The sequence below is a fragment of the Streptomyces sp. NBC_01089 genome (assembly GCF_045162975.1).
GTDB lineage: Bacteria > Actinomycetota > Actinomycetes > Streptomycetales > Streptomycetaceae > Streptomyces.
Window position 1 is genome coordinate 4,625,473 of record NZ_CP108660.1, and the last position, 23,390, is coordinate 4,648,862.

Consider the following 23,390-nt stretch of genomic DNA (forward strand, 5'->3'; position numbering starts at 1 on the left):
AGGGACAATTTCCTCCCAGGAAGAATCTCTCCTCTTTTCGGGCAAGGGAACAGGCGCCAGTGTGGATGGCGTCGTACTGAGCCGACCTGCCACTGGAGCAGGAAAGCAAGGAGCAGTTCTCATGAGCAAGGTCATCTTCGTCACCGGTGCCGGACGCGGTCTCGGCACCGACATCGTCCGGCAGGCGCTGGAAGCCGGTCACCGGGTCGTGGCCACCGCCCGCGACCCGCGGAAGGTCATCGAGGCCCTGGGCGGCGAGCAGGACAACGACGATCTGCTGGCCGTCTCCCTGGACATCACCTCTCCGGACGCCGCCCGCGCCGCGGTCGGGGCCGCCGTGCGGCGGTTCGGCCGGATCGACGTACTGATCAACAACGCGGCCGCCTTCCAAGCCGGCTATTTCGAGGAGATCTCGGACGCCCAGATGCGGGCACAGATCGAGACGAACCTGTTCGGCCCGATGAACGTCACCCGGGCCGTCCTGCCCGTCATGCGGGCCCAGCGGTCCGGGCACATCGTCACGGTCTCCTCGATCGCCGGTCTGGTCGGCCAGGAGTTCTGTGTCGCCTACGCGGCGTCGAAGTTCGGCGCCGAGGGCTGGATGGAGTCCCTGCGCTACGACCTGGAGCCCTACGGGATCCGCACCACGATCGTCGAGCCCGGCTTCTTCCGTACCGAACTGCTGGTGGACGCCTCCACCAGCTGGGCGGAGCTGTCGCTGGACGACTACGCCGAGCGCACCGCCGGGATGAAGACGATGTGGCAGTCGATGAACGGCCGGCAGGCGGGAGACCCGGCCAGGCTCGCCGACGCCTTGCTGAACGTCATCGGCATGCAGGAGCCGCCGCTGCGGTTCGTCGCCGGCGACGACTCCATCCCCACCGCCGAGGCCAAGGGCGCGGAGATCACCGGACAGGCCCGCGCGTCCCGTGCGTGGGGCACCGGCCTCTCGTACGACGACGCGGCCTGAGACAGCCGGACCCCGGCAGGAAAGAACAGCCGGAACCCCGGCAGAGAAGAACAGCCGGAACCCCGGCAGAAAGAGAGCACCCCATGGAATTCGTCCAGCCCCGGCCCACCGGCAAGGGACCCGCGGAGTGGTTCAACGGCGACGTCTGGTTCGACGTCATCCACGCCGGCGCCGAGCCCTCCCGGATCCGCGCCAACATGGTCCGCTTCGCCCCCGGCGCCCGTACCGCCTGGCACCACCACGCCGTCGGCCAGACCCTCCACGTCGTGGCAGGTACCGCGCTTGTCGGCACCCGCGACGGCGCTGTGTACGAGGCACGCCCCGGCGAGACGGTGACCTGTCCGCCCGGTGAGGAGCACTGGCACGGCGCGGCCGATGACCGGTTCATGCAGCACCTCGCCCTGTGGGACGGCACCGCACCCGGCGACGACCGGCCCGAGACCACCTGGCTGGAACACGTCACCGACGAGCAGTACGCAGCCCCGCGCACCCGCAGCGGCTGACCCCGTTCCCCTTGGCCCGTCCGTCCCCCTCCGCCTGCGACTTAACGGCTCAACGGCTCGCGTCGGTGGCGAACTCGGGCGGCAGGTCCGTGGAGAGCAGCCCGTCGGTGGCGTGGTCGAGGGCGCGCTGCATGTCGCCGGAGCGGGGCAGCATGCTCTTCTCGTACGTGCGGACGGCGTCGGCGACGGTGTTGCCGCCCACGACGGCCAGGGCGAGTTCGCAGGCGTCGAGCATGGCGAGGTTGACGCCGACGCCGAGCGGCGGCATGAGGTGGGCCGCGTCGCCGAGCAGCGTGACCGTGGGGTTGTGCTCCCAGGTGTGGGGGACCGGCAGGGCGTGGATGGGGCGGTCGACGTAGCGGCCGTCGTTGTCGGTGATCAGCCGGTGCATCCGGGGTGACCAGTCGCGGTACTGGCCGAGCAGCCGTGCGCGGATGCCGTCGGTGTCCTGGGTGGTCAGGCCGTGGGCGGCCAGCCAGTCGGCGGGGACGCGCTGGATGGCGTAGACGCGGATGTGGTCGCCGCCGCTGCGCTGGGCGAACAGGGCCCGGTCGCCGTCGGACGCGGCCGTGGTGCCCTGCCCGACGAGGGCGGCGATGTCGGGGTGCCGGTTCTCGACGTCGTCGAACCAGGCTTCGGTGAAGCTGATGCCGGTGTACTGCGGGGTGGCCGGGGAGAGCGCGCGGCGGACCGTGGACCAGGCGCCGTCGGCGCCGATGACGAGGTCGGCCTCGGCCGTGGTGCCGTCGGCGAAGTGCAGCTGCCGGGGGCCGTCCGCCGGTCCTGCGACGGCCCGCAGGGTGTGTCCCCAGTGCACGGTGCCGGGGAGGAGCGAGTCGAGGAGCAGGCCGCGCAGCAGACCGCGGTCGATCTCCGGCTTGAAGCGGTCGCCGTCCGCGGGGGTGTGACGGAAGAGGAGCGTGCCCGCCGTGTCCAGCTTGCGCATCTCCTGGCCCTCGGGGCGGGACAGCCGGAAGAACTCGTCGATGAGTCCGGCTTCGCGCAGGGCGAGCTGGCCGTCGTCCTGGCGCAGGTCGAGGGTGCCGCCCTGGTCCCGGGCGTCGGGGCCGGTGTCGCGGTCGTGGACGGTGGCGGTGACGCCGTGCTGCTGAAGGATGCGGGCGCAGGTCAGGCCACCGGGACCGGCGCCGATGATCGCGATGCGGGGGCTGGGGGTGGTGTTCATGGCGGTGCGTGCTCCGTTCGGGTCGGGCGGCGCCGAGCCCGCCGCCGTCCCAGAAGAGCACACCGACTCACTAAGTGCAACAGTTGCACTTTTTTAGTCGTGCAACCCAAGGGGTAGACTCGTGGCCATGCCGGACCCTGACACCACCGCCCCCACCGCTGCCTCTGCCGCCCCCGGATCCACCCCCGGATCCACCCCCGGTCCCGCCGTCGCGCCGCCGGGGCGCCGCGAGCGCAAGAAGGCCGCCACCCGCCGGGCCATCGCCGACGCCGCCCTGCGGCTGTTCCTGGAGCGCGGGTACGACGACGTCGGCATCCGCGAGATCGCGGACGCCGCCGACGTGTCCACCACCACCCTCTTCAAGCACTTCCCGGTCAAGGAGGCCCTCGTCCTCGACGAGGACGCTGACCAGGAGGCCCGCCTGCTCGCCGCCGTACGCGAACGCCCCCGGGGCAGGTCGATCCCGGCGGCGCTGCGCGAGCACGCGCTGCGCGACCGGATGGCGGCCGCGGGCGGCGACGACCGCTTCACCCCGTTCTTCGACCTGGTCGACAGCACCCCGGCGCTGCGTGATTACGTCCAGGGCATGTGGCTGCGCCACTCCCGGGCCCTGGCCCGGGTCATCGCCGAGGAGAGCGGGCTGCCGGCGGACGACCCCGCCTGCGCCGCCCTGGCCCACTTCGCGCTCGAAGCCCCCCGCGCCGCCCGCGGCCACGACGACCCGCGCCAGGCCATCACCCGCGCCTTCGACCTGCTGGAGAACGGCTGGCACGCGGTCGCGGCCGGGTGATGTCCGCGGGCGCCAACCGCCTTACGCCGGAGGCACGTTGAGGTGGAGTGACACCGAAGCGAGGCGCGGGGTGGTGCGGGCCTGGAGGATCCTGACCCGGACGCGGTCCGCGGTGACCGGTTCGGGCAGCGTCAGGATCCGGGCGTAACCGATGGTGGTGCCGGTCGCGGTCTGCTGCCAGGCGGTGCCGGTCCAGACGTCGACCGCGAACCCCTCCACCTGCTGGCCGCGGGTGATGTCCTCGCCCAGCCGGATCCGGTCGAAGGCGCGGGCCCCGGACAGCCGCACCGTGACGGCGCCCGTGGTGGCCGCGCCCGACGGTGACCAGGCCGTGGTGAGGCGCCCATCGGTGAGGGTACGCAGGGCGGGGTCGCGGCGGCCGCGTCCCGCCGTGAGCAGGTTGCGGCCGTACGTCGCGGAGACCGAGTCCCCGAACGCGGTGAGCGATGCCACGTCCTGAGCGGCGATGCGGCCGTCCCTGCCCGGCGGGACGTTCAGCAGGAGCACGGCGTTGCGGCCCACCGACTCCTCGTAGATCGTGAGCAGTTGCTGCGGTGTCTTCGGCTTCTCGTCGGCGTGGAAGAACCAGCCGGGGCGCAGCGAGACGTCCGCCTCGGCGGGGAACCACTGGAGGTACTCGACCCCCGGTGCGGTGATCTTGTCGCGGGAGCCGATGTCGGCGGCACTGGCGCCGTCCGGGAGCAGCCCTTCGCCGTGCGCGGTGTGCGGGTCGGCGGTGGCGGGGGTGACGCTCCACTCGGTGGTGCGGCCCACCCCGTTCTCGTTGCCGATCCAGCGGGTGCCCTGGGGGCCCGCGAAGGTGACCGTGTCGGGGGAGAGCGCGTGGATGAGCCGGAACCAGGCGGTGAAGTCGTACTTCTCGGTGATCCCCGCGTCGGTCCAGGGGTTGGCGCCGTCGAGCCACAGCTCGTCGATGGGGCCGTACTGCGTGAAGAGCTCGTAGAGCTGGTTCAGGTAGTACGCGTTGTAGTCGTCGGCCCGCACGGTGAACGACGGGATCCGGTGCGCGGCGAGCGCGGCGGCCCGGTCGTCGTCCGGGACCAGGGTCGGGATCGTACGGCGGACGACCGGGCTGTCGCTGCCGTAGCGGCCCTGGCCGCCCGGGGCGCGGTCGCCGTCGTCGACCGTGGCCTGCTCCTCGATGCTGAGCTGCCGGCCCGACGCCTGTTTCGCGCGGATCTTCTCGACGTACTGGGCGTGCCAGGCGTGCGGTTGCTCGGAGCCGTCGGCGGGTGAGAGATAGACACCCACCCGGAGGCCGGCCCTGCGGGCGGCCTTGAGGTAGGTGCCGAGGATGTCGCCCTGGGGGTTGCGGCAGCCGGCGTTGCGGGCCCGCCAGTAGGCGGCCGGGTCGTCGGAGCGGTGGGCCTCGGCCTGTGCGCGGGCCTTGGCGGTGGCGTCCCGCTCGGCGTCGGAGCAGCCGTCGGTGCGGATCCACCAAGGGCTCGCGATGACCGAGTGGTTGGTGTAGCGGGTCGGGAAGAGGACGAAGCCGTCGTGGTGCTTGGCCGTGAACATCACCTGGCGGGCGCCGGCCGCCTTGTAGGCGCGCATCCACTGGTCGGCGTCCATCCCCGACGGGTCGAAGGTGGCCTCGTCCTCGGCGCCCGAGCCCCATTCGCGGTCGGTGAAGGTGTTCATACCGAAGTGCGTGAAGGCGGTCACCTCCCGCTGCTGCCAGGCGACTTGGGAGGGCCGGGGGACGACATGGGCGGCCTTGCGCACGATGGTGTCCGGGGTGTCGGACCCGTCGATCGCGATCTGCGGTGCGGGAGTAATCCGATCTTTGCCGAGCGGTGCGGTGCCGGGGCTGCCCTTTCCGGTGGCTGCGGCTGCGGGTGCGGCGGGCAGGAGTGGCAAGGATGCGACGCCTACGCCTATGGCCAGTACGGATCGTCGCCCGACAGGCGTTCCCATGAGTACTCCTTCGGTCCGTGGACGCAGAGTGGAACGAATGACCCAGAATGGTCTAGACATCCAATGTCTGTCTGTCGGGCAGCAGTCTGCTGCGCGTCCGGGTGCCGTGACAAGAGGGGCGACAAGGGGCCGTGCGTGAACAGCCGTGAGGGGCGGCCGATTTACGCATCGGCCGCCCCTCACGGAGCCGCTGGGCCGCTGGGCCGCTGGCCACTGGGCTGCTGGACTACCGGTCCTGCTGTACGTCCTTCGCCACTTCGGCGCGCGGCCCGGATCCGTACGCGGGGGCACCCGAGCCGGTCACCGCCGAACCGGAGGCCGCCGAACCGGAGATGGCCGAACCGGAGATGGCCGAACCGGCCACCACCGCGCTGGGTACCGGCGCGCCCGCCGGGCGCCGGAAGCGGCGGGGGACGAGGCTGAGGAAGCGCTCCGCGTGGTGCTCCTCGTGCAGGTCTATCCGGCGCGCTTCCAGCAACTGGCGCAGGCTGAGCAGCCCTTCGAGCCGGTCCGGGTCGTCCCGGTCGACGATCACGACCCGGGTGACCTGGTGCGTCGCCATCCGGTTCGCGATGGTCCGCAGGGTCTCGTCGGGGTACGCGGTGACCGCCGGCCTGGCGAGTTCGCCGAGCGGGGTCGGGCCGTCGAGGGAGCTGAACAGGAAGTCGGAGCGGGTGACGACACCGGCCAGATGCCCGGCCGGGTCCATCACGGGGTAGAGCCGCTGGGCCAGGAACCCGTCGACGTCATGGCTGCCGTGCGGGGCGGTCAGCTCCCGCTTGATGTCGGCCACGGTCTCATCGGTGCGGAACGTGGCGGTGATGGGGGATTCCAGCTGCCGTACGAGATGGACCTCCAGCGGGTCCACCGAGTACTCCCGGCTGAGATGCAGCCCACGGCGGGCCAGCTTCTCGGTGAGGACCGACCGCTTCAGGATGATCACCGAGAGGAGATAGGCGGAGGACGCGGTGATCACCATGGGGAGCATCGCGTTCATCTCATGGGTCAGTTCGAGGCAGAAGACGATGCCGGTCAGCGGGGAGCGCATGACTCCGCCGAGCACCCCGGCCAGCGAGACCAGGGCCCAGAAGCCGGGGCTCACGGCCGGGAAGACCAGCCCCTCGGCCGCGCCCAGCGCACCGCCGATCATGAACATCGGGGCCAGGACGCCGCCCGAGGTGCCGGACCCGAGCGACAGCCCCCAGATCAGGGTCTTCACCACGAGGATGCCGACGATCAGGCCCACGGTGGCCCGGCCGGTGAGGAGCTGGTCGATGACGTCGTACCCGACACCCAGCGCGCGGGGCTCGACGAGCCCGCCGGCGCCGATGATCAGGCCGCCGATGGCGGGCCACCACATCCAGTGCAGCGGCAGCTTGGCGAACATGTCCTCCGAGAAGTACACGAGCGCGGTCGCGCCGAGGGCGAGCAGCCCGGCGCCCAGCCCGGAGACCAGGCACAGGCCGTACGCGGAGAGAGGCAGCTGGGCCGGGACATGGGCGCCGCCGAAGAGCGGGGCGCTGCCCAGGATCGGTTCGCGGACCAGGGTCGCGGTGACGGCGGCGACCGCGACGGGGATGTACGAGCGCGGGCGCCACTCGAAGAGCAGCAGCTCGACGGCGAGCAGGATCGCGGCCAGCGGGGAGTTGAAGGTGGCCGCCATGCCCGCGGCGGAACCGGCGACCAGCAGCGTCTTGCGTTCGTCGGTGGTGACATGGAGGAACTGGGCGAGGATCGAACCGACCGCGCCGCCGGTCATGATGATCGGCCCCTCGGCGCCGAAGGGCCCGCCGGTGCCGATGCCGATGGCCGACGAGACGGGCTTGAGCACGGCCAGCCGTGGCTGCACCTTGCTGCCGCCGAAGAGGATCGACTCGATGGCCTCCGGCATGCCGTGGCCGCGGATCTTCTCCGACCCGTACCGCGCCATCACGCCGATGACCAGCCCGCCCACGATGGGCATGAACAGGATCAGCCACCAGTGCGAGGTGGAGCCCGGTGTGGTGGTGCCGAAGGTGAACTGCCCGTGGAAGCAGATGTTGGTGAACAGGTTGATCAGCTTGAGCAGCGCCACGGCGACGAGCGCGGCGGCCACACCGACCGGCAGGGCGAGCAGGGCGATCAGCGCGACCCGGGGCTGGACGCCGAAGTCGCCCAGGCTCTTGACCTTCCGCGGGGCTGTGAGCCGGTCGGCGGCGCGGTCCGGATGCGGGGCAGGGGCGGGCGGGATCACAGGTTCCTCCGTTGGTGGAGCAGGCAGGGGCAAGGCCGCCGCGGGCGCACGGAAAGGGGGCGTCGGCATGACCGCGGGTGAGGCGGTGACCGCGAGTGGTGCGGTGCCGGCGTCCTGCGTCCGAGAGGTTCGCGCGAGGGCGGTGAAGGGCGTCATTGCCCTGGGGGCTGCCGGTGCCCTGTGCGGAGGGTGGCAGTACGGGGACGGGCGGCCCGTGGCGCGGGAGGCGCCAGGTGCGGATGCCCGGATACTGGGTGCGGTACGGATGAGCGGTGTGGCGAGCGGTGTGGTGCGAGTGGAGCGTTTCGAGCGGTTTGTTTCGAGCGGTCACTTTCGAGCAGTGCGATGGAGCGAGACCGAGACTATCATTGCAGACTGCAATGATGGTTGCGGTCTTGTGAACAGCCTGATGTACGGCCTGATGAGCAGCCGGGTGAACCCGGCGGACAGGACCGCCCGGGTGGACAGCCCGGCGGTCGGAAACGGTGGACGGACCGCATGACGGGCGAGCAGGCGACAGCGGGCAGCCGCACCGGGGACGCGGCCGGCCCCGCGGACGAGATCAGCCCCGCGGACGAGACCGGCCCCACGGACGAGACCGATGAGGTCACCGCCGCGGTGATGGCCGCAGCGCGGCTGCTGGTGGGACTCTCGGCGCGCGCGCTCGCCGAGGTCGGCAGCGCGCTGACCCTTCCCCAGCTGCGGACGCTGGTGGTGCTGGACTCCAGCGGCCCGGTGAAGCTGGCGGCGCTGGCGGCCACGATGGAGGTCAACGCGTCCACCGCGATGCGGATGGTGGACCGGCTGGAGGCAGGCGGTCTGGTCGACCGCAAGGTCAATCCGGACAACCGGCGCGAGGTGGTCCTGCGCACCACCGACGACGGCGCGGCCCTGGTCGGCACGGTCCTCGAACACCGGCACCGGGAGGTCGCCGCACTGGTGGGCCGGCTGCCGGTGGACGTCAGGGCCGGACTGGTGGTGGGGCTCAGGGCGCTGACGCTCGCCGCCGAGAGCCCGGCACCCGACCCGCACGGCGCACCGGACGCCGCCCGTGACATGCTCCCGGGCGGCACGGCGTTCTGACCCGGCCCTGATCCGGCGCCGCCCGCGGGTGGCCGCCCGTGGGGGGCCGTGGGTGCCCGTGGGTGGCCGTGGGCGGCCGTACGGCACAGGTCAGGACGAGTAGCCCGACCCCGTACCGGTCTCCTCCACCACGTACGCGCACTCCGTGTACGTGTAACCCGGCTGGATCCTGGCCGTGCTGCTGCCCGCGGTGGTGGCCGGGCCCGTGCCCGAGGTGTTCACGGACTTGTGCAGGAAGTACGTGGTGCCGGGCGGCAGCGAGATCGTCCGCTTCGGATAGCTCCTGCCGCCCTTGCAGGCGCCGTTCTGCGCCGCCACGTCGCTGGAGTACGCCGAACAGCCCTTGCACGCGGGGAGTTTGAAGCTTCCGGTGACCGGCCCGGTGTAGAGGATCTCGACCTCGTCCGGGCTGTCGTTGCTGAGGGTGACCGGGATGCTGCCGCCGGACGCCATCGACGGCAGATGCCTGCCCGCCGCCGCCTCGCTCTGCGCGATCTCCGCGGCGATGGCGATCTTCTGGGCGCGGGCGCGGTTCTTGTCGCTCCGGTAGGCGCTCGCGAAGTCGGTCAGCGTCTTCAACGCCCCGTCGAAGTCACCCTTCTTGTACTCGTCGACACCGCAGACGTACGTACCCGACCGCACCTTCCTGCCCGCGGCCGCCGCGTCCTTGCGCAGGGCGTCGGTGAGGGTGCCGTCCACCCCCGCCTCCTTGCCCGGCAGGCCCACGGCCTGGCCCTGGAGGATCTTCAGCCGTTCGTTGGCCGCGCACGGCGCGGGCCCGTTCAGCTCGCCCGCCGCCTTGTCGATCTCGGAGCTGACGGCCGGTTCCACCTTCGCGGCCTGTGCGGACGAGGGGAACGTCGTGAGCAGCTGCCCCAGATTCCCGCCCGGTGGCGTGATGTCGTCGCTGGTGCCGAGGCCGGTCACCCCGCACTCGTACAGCGAGGTGGCGAGTCTGTCGTCGGGCCACCCGGCCAGTGTGCCGAGCTGCTGTCTGCCGTAGGTCCCGGGCACCGTCCGCAGATACGTGAGCGGTTCGACCGCGTCGCAGTACTTCTTCTCGCCGAACGGTGCGGCGACCGTCTCGTAGTACGTGTGCAGCGAGGCCGGGAGGCGGCGGGCGGCCCGGGAGTCCGGGTGGTGGGTGCGGAGGTCGTGGTACGCGGTCAGGGCCTTGCTGTAGGACGCCCGCGCATCGGTGAACTTCTGGCCCTTCGCCTGTGTCACCAGCCGGTCCGCGTCGGCGAGCCGGTCGAGGAGCATCCGCTGGGTGGCCTCGTCGCGCGCTCCGTCGTACAGCACGGCACCCCCGACGGGCGCGGCCAGCAGCACCAGGCCGAGCACGAGCGCGACCGGCGAACGCGGCGGCCAGGCCAGGGTGTGCCGGAGCCCCCGGTACGCGCCGTGGACGGCGGCCAGGGCGAGGACGGCTAGGTATCCGACGCGTACGCCGACGGGCACACCGTCCGGGTCGGCGGGCAGCGCGACCGCCAGCAGCGCACCGGTCGCCGCCCAGCACACGGCGAGCGCGAGCCACCGCCCGAGCAGCAGATAACCGAGGCCCAGGCCGCTGAGGTTCAGCAGCGCCACGGCGGCGGCCCGCAGCGGGTCCGCGGGCGCGGGCGGGGTGGGAGGTGCGGCAGGCGTGGGCGGGACACTGGGCATCGGGGGAGGGGGCGGCGGTGGCGGACCGAATCCACCGGGCCCGACTTCGGCCACACCCCCGACGCTGCCGGCTTCACCGACGCCGCCTCCGGCGCCTCCGGCTCCGTCCTGCCCCTCATCTCCGGACATCCCGCATCCCCCCGTAGCCCGTAGCCCGTAGCCCATAGCCCCGCAGCCGGCCGCCCGGCGCACAAGGCGCCGGGCGGCCGTCACTCCGACTGTGCCGACTGTGCTGTGTGCCGACTGTCCTGTGTGTCTGCTGTGCCCTCTATCTACCACGGACGAGCCCACCGTGAACTCCCGATTACCGCCCGTACGCCCGGACTTGGCGCCCCACAGGAACAGGCCCCAGGATCAGGCCCGGGGCTCAGCGCCCCGCGATCCGGTCCGCGATCGTCGCGATGCGGTCGGTGGCCGTGCTGCGGGCGGAGAGCTCGCGGGCGTCCGCCGCCCGGTACGCCCGGTACATCCCGTGCACACCCAGCCAGCGCAGCGGCTCCGGCTCCCAGTTGCGGACCTTGTGGTTCACCCAGGGAAGCGTGGTGAGGTCGGTCGGGCCCGCCTGGCCCGAGTCCTGCTGGATCAGGTCGCGCAGCGTACGGGCGGCGAGGTTGGCGGTGGCCACACCCGAGCCGACGTAACCGCCCGCCCAGCCCAGGCCCGTCGACCGGTCCAGGGTGACCGTGGCGCACCAGTCGCGCGGGACGCCCAGCACCCCGGACCAGGCGTGGTCGATCCGTACGCCCGCCGTGGCCGGGAAGAAGCGGACCAGGATCTCGCGCAGCGCGTCGATGGTGGCGGGCTCGGTGCGTCCGGCCCGGTCGGCGCGGGCGGCGCGCGAGCCGTAGCGGTACGGGACACCGCGCCCGCCGAGCGCGATCCGGCCGTCGGCGGTGCGCTGCGCGTACATGTACGCGTGCGCCATGTCGCCGAGCGTCTCGCCGCCCTCCCAGCCGATGGTGTCCCAGACGGACTCCGGCAGCGGTTCGGTTGCGATCATCGAGGAGTTCATCGGGAGCCAGCTGCGCCGGGCGCCCTTGAGGCCGGCCGTGTATCCCTCGGTGCAGCGCAGGATGTAGGGCGCGCGGACCGTTCCGTACGGGGTGACCGCGTGCTTGGGCCTGATCTCGGTGACCGGGGTCGACTCGTGCAGCGTGACGCCGAGCGCCTCGACGGTCTCGGCCAGGCCCTGGACCAGCTTCGCCGGGTGCAGCCGTGCGCCGTGCGGGGTCCAGGTCGAGCCGACGGCCCCGGTGACCCGGATCCGCTCGGCGGTCTCGCGGGCGCCGTGCAGGGTGCGGTCCGTCTCGCCGAAGGCGACCTCCACCGAGTGGAAGTCCTTCAGCCGCTGCAACTGGGCTGGGGTGTGGGCGACTTCGAGGACGCCGCCCTGCTGGATGTCGGCGTCGATCGACTCGTCGGCCGCCGTCTTCACGACCTCGGCCACCGTGTCGTTCATGGCCTGCTGGAGGCGGACGGCCGCTTCGTGCCCGTGCAGCTTCGCGTACCGGTCGCGGCCCGCGATGCCGTTGTAGAGCCAGCCGCCGTTGCGGCCGGACGCGCCGTAGCCGCAGAACCGGGCTTCGAGCACGGTGATGTTGAGGAACGGGACGGCCTTCTTGAGGTAGTACGCCGTCCACAGCCCGGTGTACCCGCCGCCGACGATCACCACGTCGGTGCTCGCGTCGCCCGGCAGGGGCTCGCGGGCGAGGGGGGTGCCCCGGTCCGCGTACCAGAACGATATGCCGCCGTTGACGGTGCCGTTGCCTGTGCCACTGACGGTGGAGCTCATGGGGACCTCTGCCTTCTGGACCGGTCCGCCGGTTCGGGCCGCTTGATCAGGGCCGTTCGGTGTTCCGCCGGCGGTTGCCGGGAGCGTAGCGCCGCAGGGGGGCCAGGAGACTCAGGGGGTTCCATGGTGTTCCGCCGATGTCCCGGGTCAGCGGGTAGCAGGCGAGGCCGATGAGTACCGAGGTGAAGTGGCCGAGGTCGGTGAAGGTGCGGTCGGTGAACAGCGGCAGGCCGAACACGGCGATGACACCGGCCAGATACACCCACCGCCAGGGCCGCGCGATCCGGTAGGTCAGTACGGCGATCACCCCGGCCAGCGCATAACTCACCCCCACATCGAGGGTGTTGACGGCCGACTCGGGGGCCCGGTGGTGGCGGATCGCCCAGAGCAGGGCTCCCTCGCTGATGAATGAGGCGAGGACGTGCGCGAGGACGGCGACGGTCAGCCAGCGGAGGGTGCCGAGCCAGCGCTCGGCCTGTGCGTGGAAGACGGTGTAGAGGACGGCGTACGAGATCCAGCCGCCGCCGTCGATGTACATCGCGCTCTGGATCAGCACCCGGACGGGGTGCGTGGACAGTTCATGGATGTTGGTGGAGCGCCTGCCGAGGTAGTGCCGCTCGAAACCTGGTGACATCTGGTGCAGCGCGATGGTGGTGACGAAGAGAATGGCCAGCCAGACATAGGTGCCCGGAGCGCTGCGGAGGTAGGAGGCGACGGCGTGGCGGGCGCGGTTCATGCGCCGATTCTGCTGCTTGGGCCCCGGTGGCGCGGGGGACACCGCGCCGTGGCGGGGCCGGGGAGTGTGAGAGTGGGAGCCGGCGTGGCGGCAGGAGGGGAACGCGAACATAGTGGACATGGCGGACATGAGTGAACTGTCGGGTGAAGGCGGAACGGGGAACGGCGGCGCGGCCGACGTCGCTCCGCACCACCCTGCGCCGGCCCAGGCCCAGGACCAGGCCCGGGAGTTCCTGGACCGGTGGGGGCTGCGGCAGGACGGCCCGCCGATGCGTGGCCGGATCGCGGTCGTGCTGCCCGTGGTGCGCGAGGCCGACGGAGCGCGGGCGGCGCTGAAGCTCCAGGAGGTGGACGAGGAGACCGTGGGGGAGCCGGTCGCGCTGCGGGTCTGGGACGGCCGGGGAGCCGTCCGGCTGCTCGACCACGACCCGGCGACGGGGACCATGCTGCTGGAGCGTCTGGACGAGGCACGGCCGCTGGCGGCGGTGCCGGACGTCCTGGCGGCGACCGAGGTGATCGCGGAGCTGCTGGCCCGGCTGACGTCCGTGCCCGCACCGGACGGCACGCGCCGGCTGGCGGACATCGCGGCCCGGATGCTCGACCGCGTACCGGACGCCGTCGACGCGCTGGCCGACGCGGCCGAGCGGCGGCTGCTGAAGAGCTGCGCTGCGGCCGTACGGGAGGTGGCGGACGAGCCGGGGGACCGGCTGCTCCACTGGGACCTGCACTTCGACAACGTCCTGGCAGCCGGCCGTGAGCCCTGGCTCGCCATCGACCCGAAACCGCTCGCGGGCGACCCGGGGTTCGAGCTGCTGCCCGCACTGTGGAACCGCTTCGGGGAGGGCGGGCTGCTGCGGCGGTTCGATCTGATGACGGATGCGCTGGGGATGGCGGCGGACCGGGAACGGGCTCGGGCCTGGACGCTGGGGCGGGTCCTGCAGAACAGCCTCTGGACCGTGGTGGAGGGCGGCCGGCGGCTGGACCCCGAGATGACGGAGATCGGCCGGGCGCTGCTGGCGCCGGGGGCGGCCCCTCCGGGACTCGCCCATGACTGAGGTCGGGGTGTGGCGGGCGGGCCGGGCGGTTCAGCCGGGACGGCCGGTTCAGTCGGGACGGCCGGTTCAGCCGTTTCAGCCGGTGCGGCGGTGCGGCGGTGCGGCGGTGCGGCGGTGCGGCGGTGTCCGAGGCGACGTGACTGACGTAGCCGATGTCTTGTCATGGCCGGTCGGCCGGTTGCCCCACCAGCACGGCAGCGAGGGCGACTTCGGTGCCGGCCAGACCGACCGAGCAGAACACCGTGATCTGACCGGGATCGGTGCGGGCAGCCGCTGCCCCGGCCAGGACGGCCCCGAGGTCAACCATCGAGTCGGTGGAGAAGACGTGCGGCTCCGGATAACCGGCGGCCTGGGCCGGTGAGTCGGTGAGGACCACGGCGGCGCGGTGGGCCAGGGCGGCAGGCACTTCATGCCGCGAGGCCGTCTTGGGGCCGAGGGTGGTCACATGCGTTCCCGGGGCGATCCAGTCGGCGTCCAGGACCGGCACCGCGCTGTTGGTGGCGACGATCACCACATCCCGGTCCCGTACAGCGTTCTCGACCGACCGTGTCGCGCGTGTGGTGACCCCCAGCTCATCGGTGGCCCTGCGGGCGAAGGCTTCGGCACGTTCGGGACGACGGGACGCGACCACGACCTCCTCGACCTCCCGGACCGCGCGCATGGCCCACAGCTGCGCCCATGCCTGTGGCCCCGCACCCACCAGGCCCACCCGGACAGCGCCGGGCTTGGCCGCCGCGTCGACGGCGACCGCGCCGATGGCGCCGGTCCGTCGCGCGCCGAGCTCCGAACCGTGCACCAGCGCCGACAACCGGCCGTCCCGGGAACCCCAGACGGCCACCAACTGCTCCGCACCGGCAACGGTGTCGTACGCGCGGAAGCCGAACAGTTCCTGCGCGCGCAGCCGCCCGGCGGTGAAGACCAGATGCCCGTCACCGAGGTCGGCACGCACACGCGGCGGCGCCAACAGGGTGCCTTCGTACCCGGCCAGAATCGCCGATCGGACGGTCAGGACAGCCGTCCTGGCATCGAGCCGGTCGCGGACATCGTCATCGTCGAAGAGCTGCGGAGACACAGGCACGCCCCTTCATCTCGGATCATCGCGTACGGAAGAACGGAAGAAGAGACCATGCTGCCAAGGAGGCGCGGCCGGGACATCCGTCTGCGGCCGCAGAACAGATCGGCCCCGTGACCGACGACTGATGACTGACGCCCGAGCCCGGAGACCCGCCGGGAGCACGGTGAACGGGCAGCTCCGAGGTCATTGAGCGCCGGGCGGTTGGCTAGTCTGCCCGCATGATTCGCAATGCCACAGCCGCCGACGTCCCCGTCATCCACGCGATGATCCTTGAGCTCGCCGAGTACGAGAAGGCCCTGGACGAGGCCCGCGCCAGTGAGGCCCAGCTGCACGAGGCACTGTTCGGCGAGCGCCCGGCGGCGTTCGCGTTCATCGCGCAGACCCCGGAGGGGGAGCCCGCCGGATTCGCCCTGTGGTTCCTCAACTTCTCGACGTGGCGCGGGGTCCACGGAATCTACCTGGAGGACCTCTACGTACGCCCGGAGCTGCGAGGCGGCGGCTACGGCAAGGCCCTGCTGACCGAACTGGCGCGGACCTGTGTGGAGCGCGGCTACGAGCGGCTGGAGTGGTCGGTCCTGAACTGGAACGAGCCGTCGATCAAGTTCTACGAGTCCCTGGGCGCCCGCCCGCAGGACGAGTGGACGGTCTACCGGCTGACGGACGACGCACTGGCCGGGCTGGGCGCGCCGGAGTAGACGGGCCGCGCGCGAAGGTCCCGGCCATCCGCCACGGGTGAGCGGACAGCGGGGACCAGTCCCGGGAAGTCACCCCATGACCGGGACTCTGTGGTCCGGTGAGTCCAGCCACGGAGTGTGGGCACCCGTCCGGGCGTCCACAGTCAGTCCCAACCGTGCGAACCCGGGCCGACCCTCCTGATCCCACCACGCATACGCGGCGCTCACCTCGTCCCACAGAACGCGCGGGCCCGACTGGTACACCTCGAACGTTTCCTGGCCCGGGACGTAATCGACCGTGGCCCAGGAGGTCACCGCCATGTCCCGCAACCAAAGGGTGTACGACCCGTCCGCGTACTCCTCCATCCACGGGAACACCTCCGTGGTCGTGAGGCCGATGGCGAACATCTCCAGCCATCCGCCCACGTCATCGGGGGACAGACGGGTGGTGCTCTGCACGCCGTCGGCGGGCCACGGCAGCCCGCGCAAATACTCCCGCGTGTGTTTGCGGACTGTGCGCTGCTGCCGGATGCGCATGAAGGCGGAGGACGCCACGAACGGACCGGAGGCGTCCCCGTCCTCCTGGACCGTGAGCCGGACCACAGCTCCGCTTCCGTACGTCGTGGTGAACGGTGCGACGATCACGCCGCCCGTCCGGACCTGACTGACCAGTTCCCGGGGGATCTTCGTCATGGACGCCGTGATCAGTACGCGGTCGTACGGGGCTGCGTCCGGGTGCCCGGCCGCTCCGTCTCCCACGATGGTGCTGGGGTGATACCCGGCCGCCTCGATGCGCGTGCGCGCGCTCATGGCGTTCTCCGGGTCGAGTTCCACCGTGACGACATTGTGGGACCCGACGCGTTCGGACAGAAGGGCGGCATTCCAGCCGGTCCCCGTGCCCACCTCCAGGACGCGGGAGCCCTCCTGCACGTCCAGGGCGGCCAGCATGGAAAACACCATGGAGGGCTGGGAGTTGGAGCAGGTCGGGGACTTGCCTTTGACGGTGGGGTCAGAGTGCTTGCCGTCGTCCCACTGTGTCGTGAGCGACACGTCGGAGTACACGGCGCGGAGCCAGCGGCCCGGGTCTGCCCGGCGGTTCACGGCTTCTCCCTGGCCCACACCCTCCACCTGACCGGGCCACATCACGTCAGGGACGAACCCCTCCCGGGGTACGGCCTCGTAGGCCGGGAGCCAATCGGCAGTGAGGGCGCCCGCCTCCACGAGCCGGGAGGCCAGCCCCTTCGGTCCGGCCTCCCCCACTTCGTGCTCGGTCACTTGCCGCCGCCATGGGAGTCACTGTGGCCCGAGTCGTCGCCTTCACCCTGGCCGCCGCCTCCGTGCTTGTTGCCGGAGCTGCTGTCGTCCTCGGTAGGGGCCATGGACCAGGGCAGTGCGTTGCTTGCGTTCATGACGTACTCCTCATGTGGTTGATGGTGCCTGAAAGGCCCGCCTGGAAGGGGTTGTTGTGTTTACCGGCCAGGAGGACCGGTCTACGCTCCGGAGCGGCTCTCTCGGCAGTTGCCATGTCCAGAAACGTTAGGGACACCGGCGGACTCATACCAAGGAAGTTCCACAGGGTTCCACGCGAATCACTGGAGGGAGTCGATGGCATTCGTGATCAAGGCACGCGCAGCAGCCCCGTGGACGGCCACCTTCGAGAGTTCCCCGAACGCCTTCAAGTACTGGGAAACCTCGGATGGCGCGGTGACATTGACTTGAGCAGTCAGTAGTTCGATTTGTGCTTGTGTCTGGTCGTAGATACTGAAGGTCTCGATCATCCACATGCGGCGTTCACTCGCGAACGGGATCACGCCGAGTGAGACGGACGGCAGGGCCATGACCGAGAGCAAGTATCCGAGCTGGCCTGCCATGGCCGCTGCGTCGCCCACGCGGTGGCGCAACACGGACTCCTCCACCAGGAGGGCGAAACGGTGGTTCCCCTCACGGATGACACGGGAACGCTCCAAGCGGGCGGTTACGGCGTCCGAGACATCGTCGGGAGCCTCGCGGAACGCAGCGATAGAGCCAAGAAGTGCACGGGCGTAGCCGTCCGTCTGCAGCAGCCCGGGGACCACGTTGGAGCAGTAGATCCGGAATACCCGCGTGCGCTCGAACAGGGGCACGTACGACTCCTGCAGTCGACGCAGACCGGTGCGCTGCAATCGACGCCATTCCACGTACATGCTGTCTGCCGTGCGGGAGGCAGCGATGAGGTCGCCGGCCATCCCGTCCGCCCCGCAGGCCCGGCACCAGGCCCGAATGTCCTCGTCAGAAGGGGATGTCACGGCATTTTCGAGCCGTGACACCTTCGACTTGTACCAACCTGAGGCGTCCGCAACTGCCTTGGAGCTCAAGCCTGCATCCCTGCGAATCTCCCGCAACCGCTCAGCAACGGCTTTGCGGGCAGCCTGAACACTTGATGAGGGCGATCCGGGCATGCGTGCTGGTCTTATCCGTCAGATCCGGTAGTCCTCGTGCGGTGTCGCTCTTGCCCACACGCTCTCGAATGCCTCACCGCAGAGCTTTGCCACCGCCGGCTCATCGGTTACCTCATCCCCCAGGTAGATGCCCTCACCTGAGAAATATCCGAACCTGACGAGATGGCCGTCGAACAACCAAAAGTCGTTGCCGGGCAAAGCGATGTCTGATGCCTGCTGTCGGGGCAACCAGCGGATTTGTTCACCGGCCGAGATGTTCGTGAAAGTCCCGTCATACAGGTACCGGGTGTATTCGCTGACCGGCTCCGACACGATGCGGGAGCGGCGGATCGCCACGCCACGCCCCACTGCCTCCGCCACCATGTCGAGCCATGGCCGCCACCACGATGCTCGGTTACCCGGATCCGGCCTGTGGCCCGCCCTCCAGGCCGTGACGCGTGGGGCCTCGTCCGGGTCGTCGTAGTGGTCCCGCATCTCCAGGTGCACGGCCGACTCCCGGCAGTCGGCCAGCAGTTCACTGAACGGAGGAGCGTTCCGCCACATCACAAGCCTCCCGAATGGCGGCCACCATACGCAGGGGCAGCCGTACTACCTCTTCGCTGTCAGGGATCGGACCGGCCGCCAGGCAGTCGGCGCGCATCGAGTCATCCGCTTTCCAGCCTTGGAACACAAGCTCTTGCCTGCCCTCGTCCACCCAAACCGTGGGGCAGTTCGCCCCGTCGGTGTCCGGGTCTTTGGCTACGAACTTTAGGGGCATGGCAGCCTCCACTGTCGTGCAGGTTCTATGACGTTCCATGACTATTGTCCCGAGTCCGCCTTGGGCCAAGGGCGCATTGGAGCGTTGGCTGAGAGTATTCACGCCCTGTGTGCAGGCTCTGGGAAGGGCCAAGGGCCCGGGCGGCCTTGCCGGGGGTTCGGAAGACTGGCAGAGATGAAGAAGACCCGCTGCGAATCTAGCCCGTGACGAACGCTCGGAGTGCTTCCACCAGCAGGTGGGGCGTCTCCAGCTGTGGCACGTGTCCGGTCCGGGGCAGGAGTTCGAACCGTGCTCCGGGAATCGCCGCTGCGAAGGCGCGGCCGTAGTCGGTATCCGCGATGCGGTCCGCCTCGCCCCACAGCACGAGTGCGGGCACATCGATGCCGATGAGCCGCGCAAGGAGACCCGCGTCGGTCATCGGGCCGCCGTACAGAGTGAGTGCCGCGCGGTTGCCGGCGAGGACTTCGAGAGCCGAGGGCGGGAGCGTCGCAGGGTCCAGGCTTGGGGCCTTCGACGGGTCGTACCAGCTGTACTCGGCCAGCTGGGAGGGCGGGAGCGCGCCGGCGACAGGGTGCCCGGCTATCTCGACGCCGACCGCGTTCACGAGCGCGATGCGTCCCAGGCGGGCGGGGTGGCGCAGTGCCAGCTCCGCGGTGATCCATCCGCCGATCGAGTTGCCGATCACGGTGGCGTCGTTGAGTTCGAGCGCGTCGAGCAGGCCCGCGTAGACCTCCGCGAGGCCGCCGATCGTGGTCAGGGCCTCCGGGCGCGGGGTGCCGCCGAAGCCGGGATGGGTCGGGGTGATGACGCGCGTGCCCGTGGCGTCGGCCAGGAGGTCGGCGAAGCCGGTGACGGATGCCGGTCCTGCCCCACCGTGAAGGATGACGACCGGGCGGCCGCTGCCGCGCTGGTCCACGGTGAGCGGGACATCGCCTGAGGGCGTGGGGATGTTGATGGAGGCCGGTGTACTCATGCGGCCATCATGTATCAACATGTTTATATAAACAAGATGGCTTGCCCGGCTAAGCTCTGCACATGGCAATGTCGATCCCGGAGATGGCCCACGCGGTGAAGCGCCTTCAGGTCAGGCAACACCGCGCAGCGAGCGAGGCGTTGCGCCCGCTCAACGTCACGCTCGTGCAGTGGGACGCTCTGCGCCACCTGCGGGCCCACCCCGGTGCGTCCCTGCATGACCTCGCTGTCCTGACGTTTCAGACCGATCAGGCGTTCGGCACGCTCGCCGCGCGGCTCGAAGCGCGCGGGCTGATCCGGCGCGTCGCCGGAGCCGGACGCGCGATCCGTCCGGAGCTGACCTCCGAGGGGGAGCGCGTCTTCGCCGAGGGGCGTGAGATCACGGAGCGGGTCGCGCGCACGACGTTCAGCGCACTCGGGGCCGACGAACTCGCGGCGCTCGGCGGAATGCTCGAGCGATTGCTGGCCGGCTAGACCTCGGTCGGCCCGCCCTCTGAGGCCGCCCTATCAGCCCGCCGTCTCCCCGTTGGCCTCCGCCTCGGCCGCCTCGCGGCGGCTGGGTGAGTGGGCGGTCACCATGAAGAAGGCGAGTGCCGCGCCCACCACCATGATGCCGGCCGCCCACGCCGTCGCGATGTTGAAGCCGTGCACCACGGCTGTCTTCGAGAGCTGGGCCTGCTGCATCTTGTTGATGCCGGGCCGCATATGGCTGGCGAGGTAGCTCGCCGTGGTCGTCGTCGCGATCGTGTTCAGCAGGGACGTACCGATCGACCCGCCCACCTGCTGGGCCGTGTTGACGGTCGCCGATGTGACGCCCGAGTCCTGGGCGGCCACCCCCGACGTGGCTGTCGCCATCACCGGCATGAAGACGAGGCCCATACCGAGGCCGAGCAGCATGGTGCCCGGCAGGATGTGTTCGACGTAGTTGGAGTGCGGCCCGATGTAGGTCAGCGCGAAGAGGCCGCCGGCCCCGATCAGCATGCCGGGTGCCATCAGCAGGCGCGGCGGTACGTAGTGGAGGAGCCGGGCCGAGACCTGGGTCGAGACGATGATGATCATCGCGGACATCGGGAGGTAGGCGATGCCCGCGCGCATGGGGCTGTAGCCGAGGACGTTCTGGAGGTAGTACGTCAGGAAGAGGAAGAGGCCGAACATGGCCAGCGTCGCCATCGCCATGGTGATCATCGAGCCGCCGCGGCTGCGGTCCTTGATGATGTGCAGCGGCAGCATGGGGTGGGCGGCGCGCGTCTGCCACCAGGCGAAGACGCAGAGCAGTGCGGCGCCCACGATGAGCAGGGCGATCACCAGGGTCGACGACCAGCCGTGCGATTCGGCCTCGCTCACGGCGTAGACGATCGCGACGAGACCCCCGCAGCCGAGGATCGCGCCCGGGATGTCGAGATGGCTCTCCTTCTGCCCCTGCCGGTCGCTGAGCAGCATGAACGCGCCGAAGACGGTGAGGGCCGCGATGGGCACGTTCACGTACAGACACCAGCGCCAGTCCAGGTACTCGGTGAGGATGCCGCCGAGAAGCAATCCGATGGCGGCGCCCGCGCCCGCGATGGCGCCGTAGATCCCGAACGCCTTGGCGCGCTCCCTGCCCAGCGAGAAGGTCGTGGTGAGCAGGGAGAGCGCGGACGGCGCGAGCAGGGCGGCGAACGCGCCCTGGAGCGCGCGGGAGGCGAAGAGCATGGAGCCGTTGACCGCCCCGCCGCCGAGGGCGGAGGCGGCGGCGAAGCCGATGAGGCCGATGATGAACGTGCGTTTACGGCCGACGAGGTCGGCCACGCGGCCGCCGAGCAGCAGCAGCCCGCCGAACGCCAGGGTGTACGCCGTGATGACCCACTGGCGGTTGCCGTTGCTGAGGTGGAGGTCGTGCTGCGCGGACGGCAGGGCGATGTTCACGATGGTCGCGTCGAGCACCACCATCAGCTGCGCCAGCGCGATGATGCCCAGCCCCCACCAGCGGTGGGGGTCGGGCTGGTCGGGACTGGTGGGCCCCGGGGTGGAGGTCGCCGCGTCGCTCATTTGTCCAGAGGATCACAGAATGGGGCGGTTCGCTTCTTGTCCAGGTGGTGTGGGCCTGGTGGCGCGGGTGCGGTCCTGGTGGTGCGCTCCTGGTGGTGGGGGTCGGGCCGGGTGAGTGGTGGTTCTTGGCTGACGCGCACCCGGGCCCGTGCCTCCGTGCACCCGTGCCCCGCGCCCACACCGTTTCCCCCGGCACCCGCGCCCGTTCCCGTACTACGGTGCAACCTCGATCCCGCTTGAGGTCAGCGCCAGGGTGGCCGCCTCCAGCGCGCTGTTGAAGGAGACCTCAGCGAGCATGCCCGGCGCCGCGGTCCGGTCGCCCGCGAGGAACACCCCGTCGCCGCGCCGGACGGCCGGCCGGTCGCGCCAGGTGGTGCCGGGCGGGTCGACCGCCCCGGTGCGCCCGGCCGCGACGGACGAGCCGCGCCAGGTGGTGCGCTCGCGCCAGCCGGGGAAGCCCAGGTCGAGCAGGCGCTCGGCGTGGGCGAGACCGTCCGCCTTCGCCTCGTCCGGCGCGATGGGCAGCTGCCCCTGGATCAGCTGCTCGCCGGCCGGGGCCAGGGTCGGGTCCTGGGCGGTGAAGCGTTCGAGCCAGCCGGGGGCGTCGAGGTCGGAGATCACCCAGGCGTCGCCGCGCCGGGTCCTGAGCGCGATGTCGACCAGCGTCGTACGGCCGCTGGGCCAGTTGAGACCGGCGGAGTCGCCGAGCAGGTGTCCCGCCGCTTCCAGTGAGGTCGCGACGATCACCGGGCCCTCAGCGGTGGGGAGTTCGGCGACGCGGGCGCCGGTCTCGATCCGTACGCCCAGTTCCCGGGCCCGGCCGGCCATCCGGTCGACCAGGGCGCCCCAGCCGCCCCGTACGAAGTGCGCCTCGGGCGGCAGTGACGCGGCGCGGCGCAGCCGGGCCTGGACGAACGCGGCGGAGAGCGAGCCCGGGTCGTGGTGGAAGAGGGCGACCCCCGTGAAGTGGGCGGCCGCGCGGGCGCCCGCCTCGCCGACCTGGGAGGTGGCCCAGGTGAGGAAATCCTGGTCGACGGGGGCCTGCCCGGCGGGCCGCCGTGCCAGCCTGAGCAGCGCGAGCGGCGGTGTCCTGCGCAGCGCCCCGCCGCGGTGCACCCGCAGCCGGGCGGCCTCCAGGGGCGGTACGGCCACGACCGGGCCGAGCAGCCCCCGCGTCTTGAGCCAGCTCCAGTGCGGCCCGCCGCGGTAGATCGCGTGCGGTCCCTCGTTGACGCGGTACGGGCCCTCGGCCGTACGGGCCCGGCCGCCCAGGGCCTGGTGCGCCTCCAGCAGGGTGACCCGCGCACCCGATTCGGCGGCTGTGATGGCGGCGGTGAGCCCGGCGAAACCTCCGCCGACCACGGTGATGCGGCGCATGATCCGTCTCCTCTTGTCCTGTCCTGCTGTCCTGTCCTGTGTCTGTTCCGGAGGGTGCCCGCTCTTTTTCGGACGCTCTCCTGTCATCAGGACGGATGGAGCGGACGCAGATGTGACAT

General features: G+C 71.0%; 21 protein-coding genes. 7 read left to right on the forward strand and 14 right to left on the reverse strand.

The features are described from left to right. Positions 1-121: 121 nt before the first annotated feature. Both OG510_RS20690 and OG510_RS20695 read left to right on the forward strand, forming a co-directional pair. Entirely contained in the window at positions 122-970 is an 849-nt protein-coding gene (locus OG510_RS20690) for an SDR family oxidoreductase (protein ID WP_406138631.1), read from the forward strand. Positions 971-1,053: 83 nt separating this feature from the next. Further along, positions 1,054-1,473: a cupin domain-containing protein gene (locus tag OG510_RS20695; protein ID WP_406138632.1), complete on the forward strand. Its 420-nt coding sequence runs from the start codon at positions 1,054-1,056 to the stop codon at positions 1,471-1,473. A 49-nt stretch (positions 1,474-1,522) separates the two neighbouring features. Here OG510_RS20695 and OG510_RS20700 read toward each other — a convergent pair whose 3' ends face one another. Continuing rightward, on the reverse strand, positions 1,523-2,659 hold the full coding sequence (locus OG510_RS20700; protein WP_406138634.1) for an FAD-dependent oxidoreductase: 1,137 nt from the start codon (positions 2,657-2,659) through the stop codon (positions 1,523-1,525). 127 nt (positions 2,660-2,786) lie between these two features. Here OG510_RS20700 and OG510_RS20705 point away from each other — a divergent pair, with 127 nt between their 5' ends. Further along, on the forward strand, positions 2,787-3,449 hold the full coding sequence (locus tag OG510_RS20705; RefSeq protein ID WP_406138635.1) for a TetR/AcrR family transcriptional regulator: 663 nt from the start codon (positions 2,787-2,789) through the stop codon (positions 3,447-3,449). 21 nt (positions 3,450-3,470) lie between these two features. On the opposite strand, the gene OG510_RS20710 is transcribed toward OG510_RS20705, so the two are convergent. Together OG510_RS20710 and OG510_RS20715 are read right to left on the reverse strand one after the other, a co-directional pair. Next, entirely contained in the window at positions 3,471-5,387 is a 1,917-nt protein-coding gene (locus OG510_RS20710; protein WP_406138637.1) for an alpha-L-fucosidase, read from the reverse strand. Between the two features lie 226 nt (positions 5,388-5,613). Then, positions 5,614-7,620, reverse strand: coding sequence for a chloride channel protein (locus OG510_RS20715; RefSeq protein WP_406138638.1), 2,007 nt, complete (start codon positions 7,618-7,620; stop codon positions 5,614-5,616). Positions 7,621-8,118: 498 nt separating this feature from the next. Here OG510_RS20715 and OG510_RS20720 point away from each other — a divergent pair, with 498 nt between their 5' ends. Further along, positions 8,119-8,703 (forward strand): MarR family winged helix-turn-helix transcriptional regulator, encoded by a 585-nt coding sequence (locus OG510_RS20720; RefSeq protein WP_406138639.1) that lies wholly within the window; start codon positions 8,119-8,121, stop codon positions 8,701-8,703. 90 nt (positions 8,704-8,793) lie between these two features. Here the strand turns inward: OG510_RS20720 and OG510_RS20725 are convergent, their stop codons facing one another. The 3 genes from OG510_RS20725 to OG510_RS20735 form a co-directional block, all read right to left on the reverse strand. Further along, complete coding sequence (locus OG510_RS20725) at positions 8,794-10,368, reverse strand: hypothetical protein (RefSeq protein ID WP_406138641.1); 1,575 nt, start codon at positions 10,366-10,368, stop codon at positions 8,794-8,796. A gap of 367 nt (positions 10,369-10,735) precedes the next feature. Next, on the reverse strand, positions 10,736-12,160 hold the full coding sequence (locus tag OG510_RS20730) for an NAD(P)/FAD-dependent oxidoreductase (protein WP_406138643.1): 1,425 nt from the start codon (positions 12,158-12,160) through the stop codon (positions 10,736-10,738). 46 nt (positions 12,161-12,206) lie between these two features. Next, entirely contained in the window at positions 12,207-12,896 is a 690-nt protein-coding gene (locus tag OG510_RS20735; protein ID WP_406138644.1) for a rhomboid-like protein, read from the reverse strand. Positions 12,897-13,014: 118 nt separating this feature from the next. Between OG510_RS20735 and OG510_RS20740 the strand changes: the two genes are divergently transcribed. Continuing rightward, positions 13,015-13,950 carry an aminoglycoside phosphotransferase family protein gene (locus tag OG510_RS20740; RefSeq protein ID WP_406138646.1) on the forward strand — a complete coding sequence of 312 codons (936 nt, stop codon included), beginning with the start codon at positions 13,015-13,017 and terminating at the stop codon, positions 13,948-13,950. 160 nt (positions 13,951-14,110) lie between these two features. On the opposite strand, the gene OG510_RS20745 is transcribed toward OG510_RS20740, so the two are convergent. Beyond that, the gene (locus tag OG510_RS20745) at positions 14,111-15,022 is read right to left on the reverse strand and encodes an NAD(P)-binding domain-containing protein (RefSeq protein ID WP_406138647.1); all 912 of its coding nucleotides are present in this window, start codon (positions 15,020-15,022) and stop codon (positions 14,111-14,113) included. A gap of 221 nt (positions 15,023-15,243) precedes the next feature. Here OG510_RS20745 and OG510_RS20750 point away from each other — a divergent pair, with 221 nt between their 5' ends. Then, positions 15,244-15,720, forward strand: coding sequence for a GNAT family N-acetyltransferase (locus OG510_RS20750; protein WP_406138649.1), 477 nt, complete (start codon positions 15,244-15,246; stop codon positions 15,718-15,720). 69 nt (positions 15,721-15,789) lie between these two features. On the opposite strand, the gene OG510_RS20755 is transcribed toward OG510_RS20750, so the two are convergent. From OG510_RS20755 to OG510_RS20775, 5 genes are all read right to left on the reverse strand, one after another. Next, positions 15,790-16,974, reverse strand: coding sequence for a protein-L-isoaspartate O-methyltransferase family protein (locus OG510_RS20755; RefSeq protein ID WP_406138650.1), 1,185 nt, complete (start codon positions 16,972-16,974; stop codon positions 15,790-15,792). Continuing rightward, positions 16,971-17,108: a hypothetical protein gene (locus OG510_RS20760; protein ID WP_406138651.1), complete on the reverse strand. Its 138-nt coding sequence runs from the start codon at positions 17,106-17,108 to the stop codon at positions 16,971-16,973. The genes OG510_RS20755 and OG510_RS20760 overlap by 4 nt, the downstream gene beginning before the upstream one ends. Before the next feature lie 180 nt (positions 17,109-17,288). Beyond that, positions 17,289-18,137, reverse strand: a complete 849-nt coding sequence (locus OG510_RS20765; RefSeq protein WP_406138652.1) for a helix-turn-helix domain-containing protein — start codon at positions 18,135-18,137, stop codon at positions 17,289-17,291. 18 nt (positions 18,138-18,155) lie between these two features. Next, positions 18,156-18,680 carry a DUF6879 family protein gene (locus OG510_RS20770; RefSeq protein ID WP_406138653.1) on the reverse strand — a complete coding sequence of 175 codons (525 nt, stop codon included), beginning with the start codon at positions 18,678-18,680 and terminating at the stop codon, positions 18,156-18,158. A gap of 410 nt (positions 18,681-19,090) precedes the next feature. Beyond that, on the reverse strand, positions 19,091-19,867 hold the full coding sequence (locus OG510_RS20775) for an alpha/beta fold hydrolase (protein ID WP_406138655.1): 777 nt from the start codon (positions 19,865-19,867) through the stop codon (positions 19,091-19,093). Between the two features lie 62 nt (positions 19,868-19,929). On the opposite strand from OG510_RS20775, the gene OG510_RS20780 reads away from it, so the two are divergent. Then, positions 19,930-20,340: a MarR family winged helix-turn-helix transcriptional regulator gene (locus OG510_RS20780; protein ID WP_406138656.1), complete on the forward strand. Its 411-nt coding sequence runs from the start codon at positions 19,930-19,932 to the stop codon at positions 20,338-20,340. A 33-nt stretch (positions 20,341-20,373) separates the two neighbouring features. Here the strand turns inward: OG510_RS20780 and OG510_RS20785 are convergent, their stop codons facing one another. Further along, positions 20,374-21,894: a DHA2 family efflux MFS transporter permease subunit gene (locus OG510_RS20785; protein WP_406138658.1), complete on the reverse strand. Its 1,521-nt coding sequence runs from the start codon at positions 21,892-21,894 to the stop codon at positions 20,374-20,376. A gap of 213 nt (positions 21,895-22,107) precedes the next feature. Then, a complete protein-coding gene (locus tag OG510_RS20790) occupies positions 22,108-23,271 on the reverse strand; it encodes an FAD-dependent oxidoreductase (RefSeq protein WP_406138659.1) in 1,164 nt (387 codons plus the stop codon). Positions 23,272-23,390 lie beyond the last annotated feature (119 nt).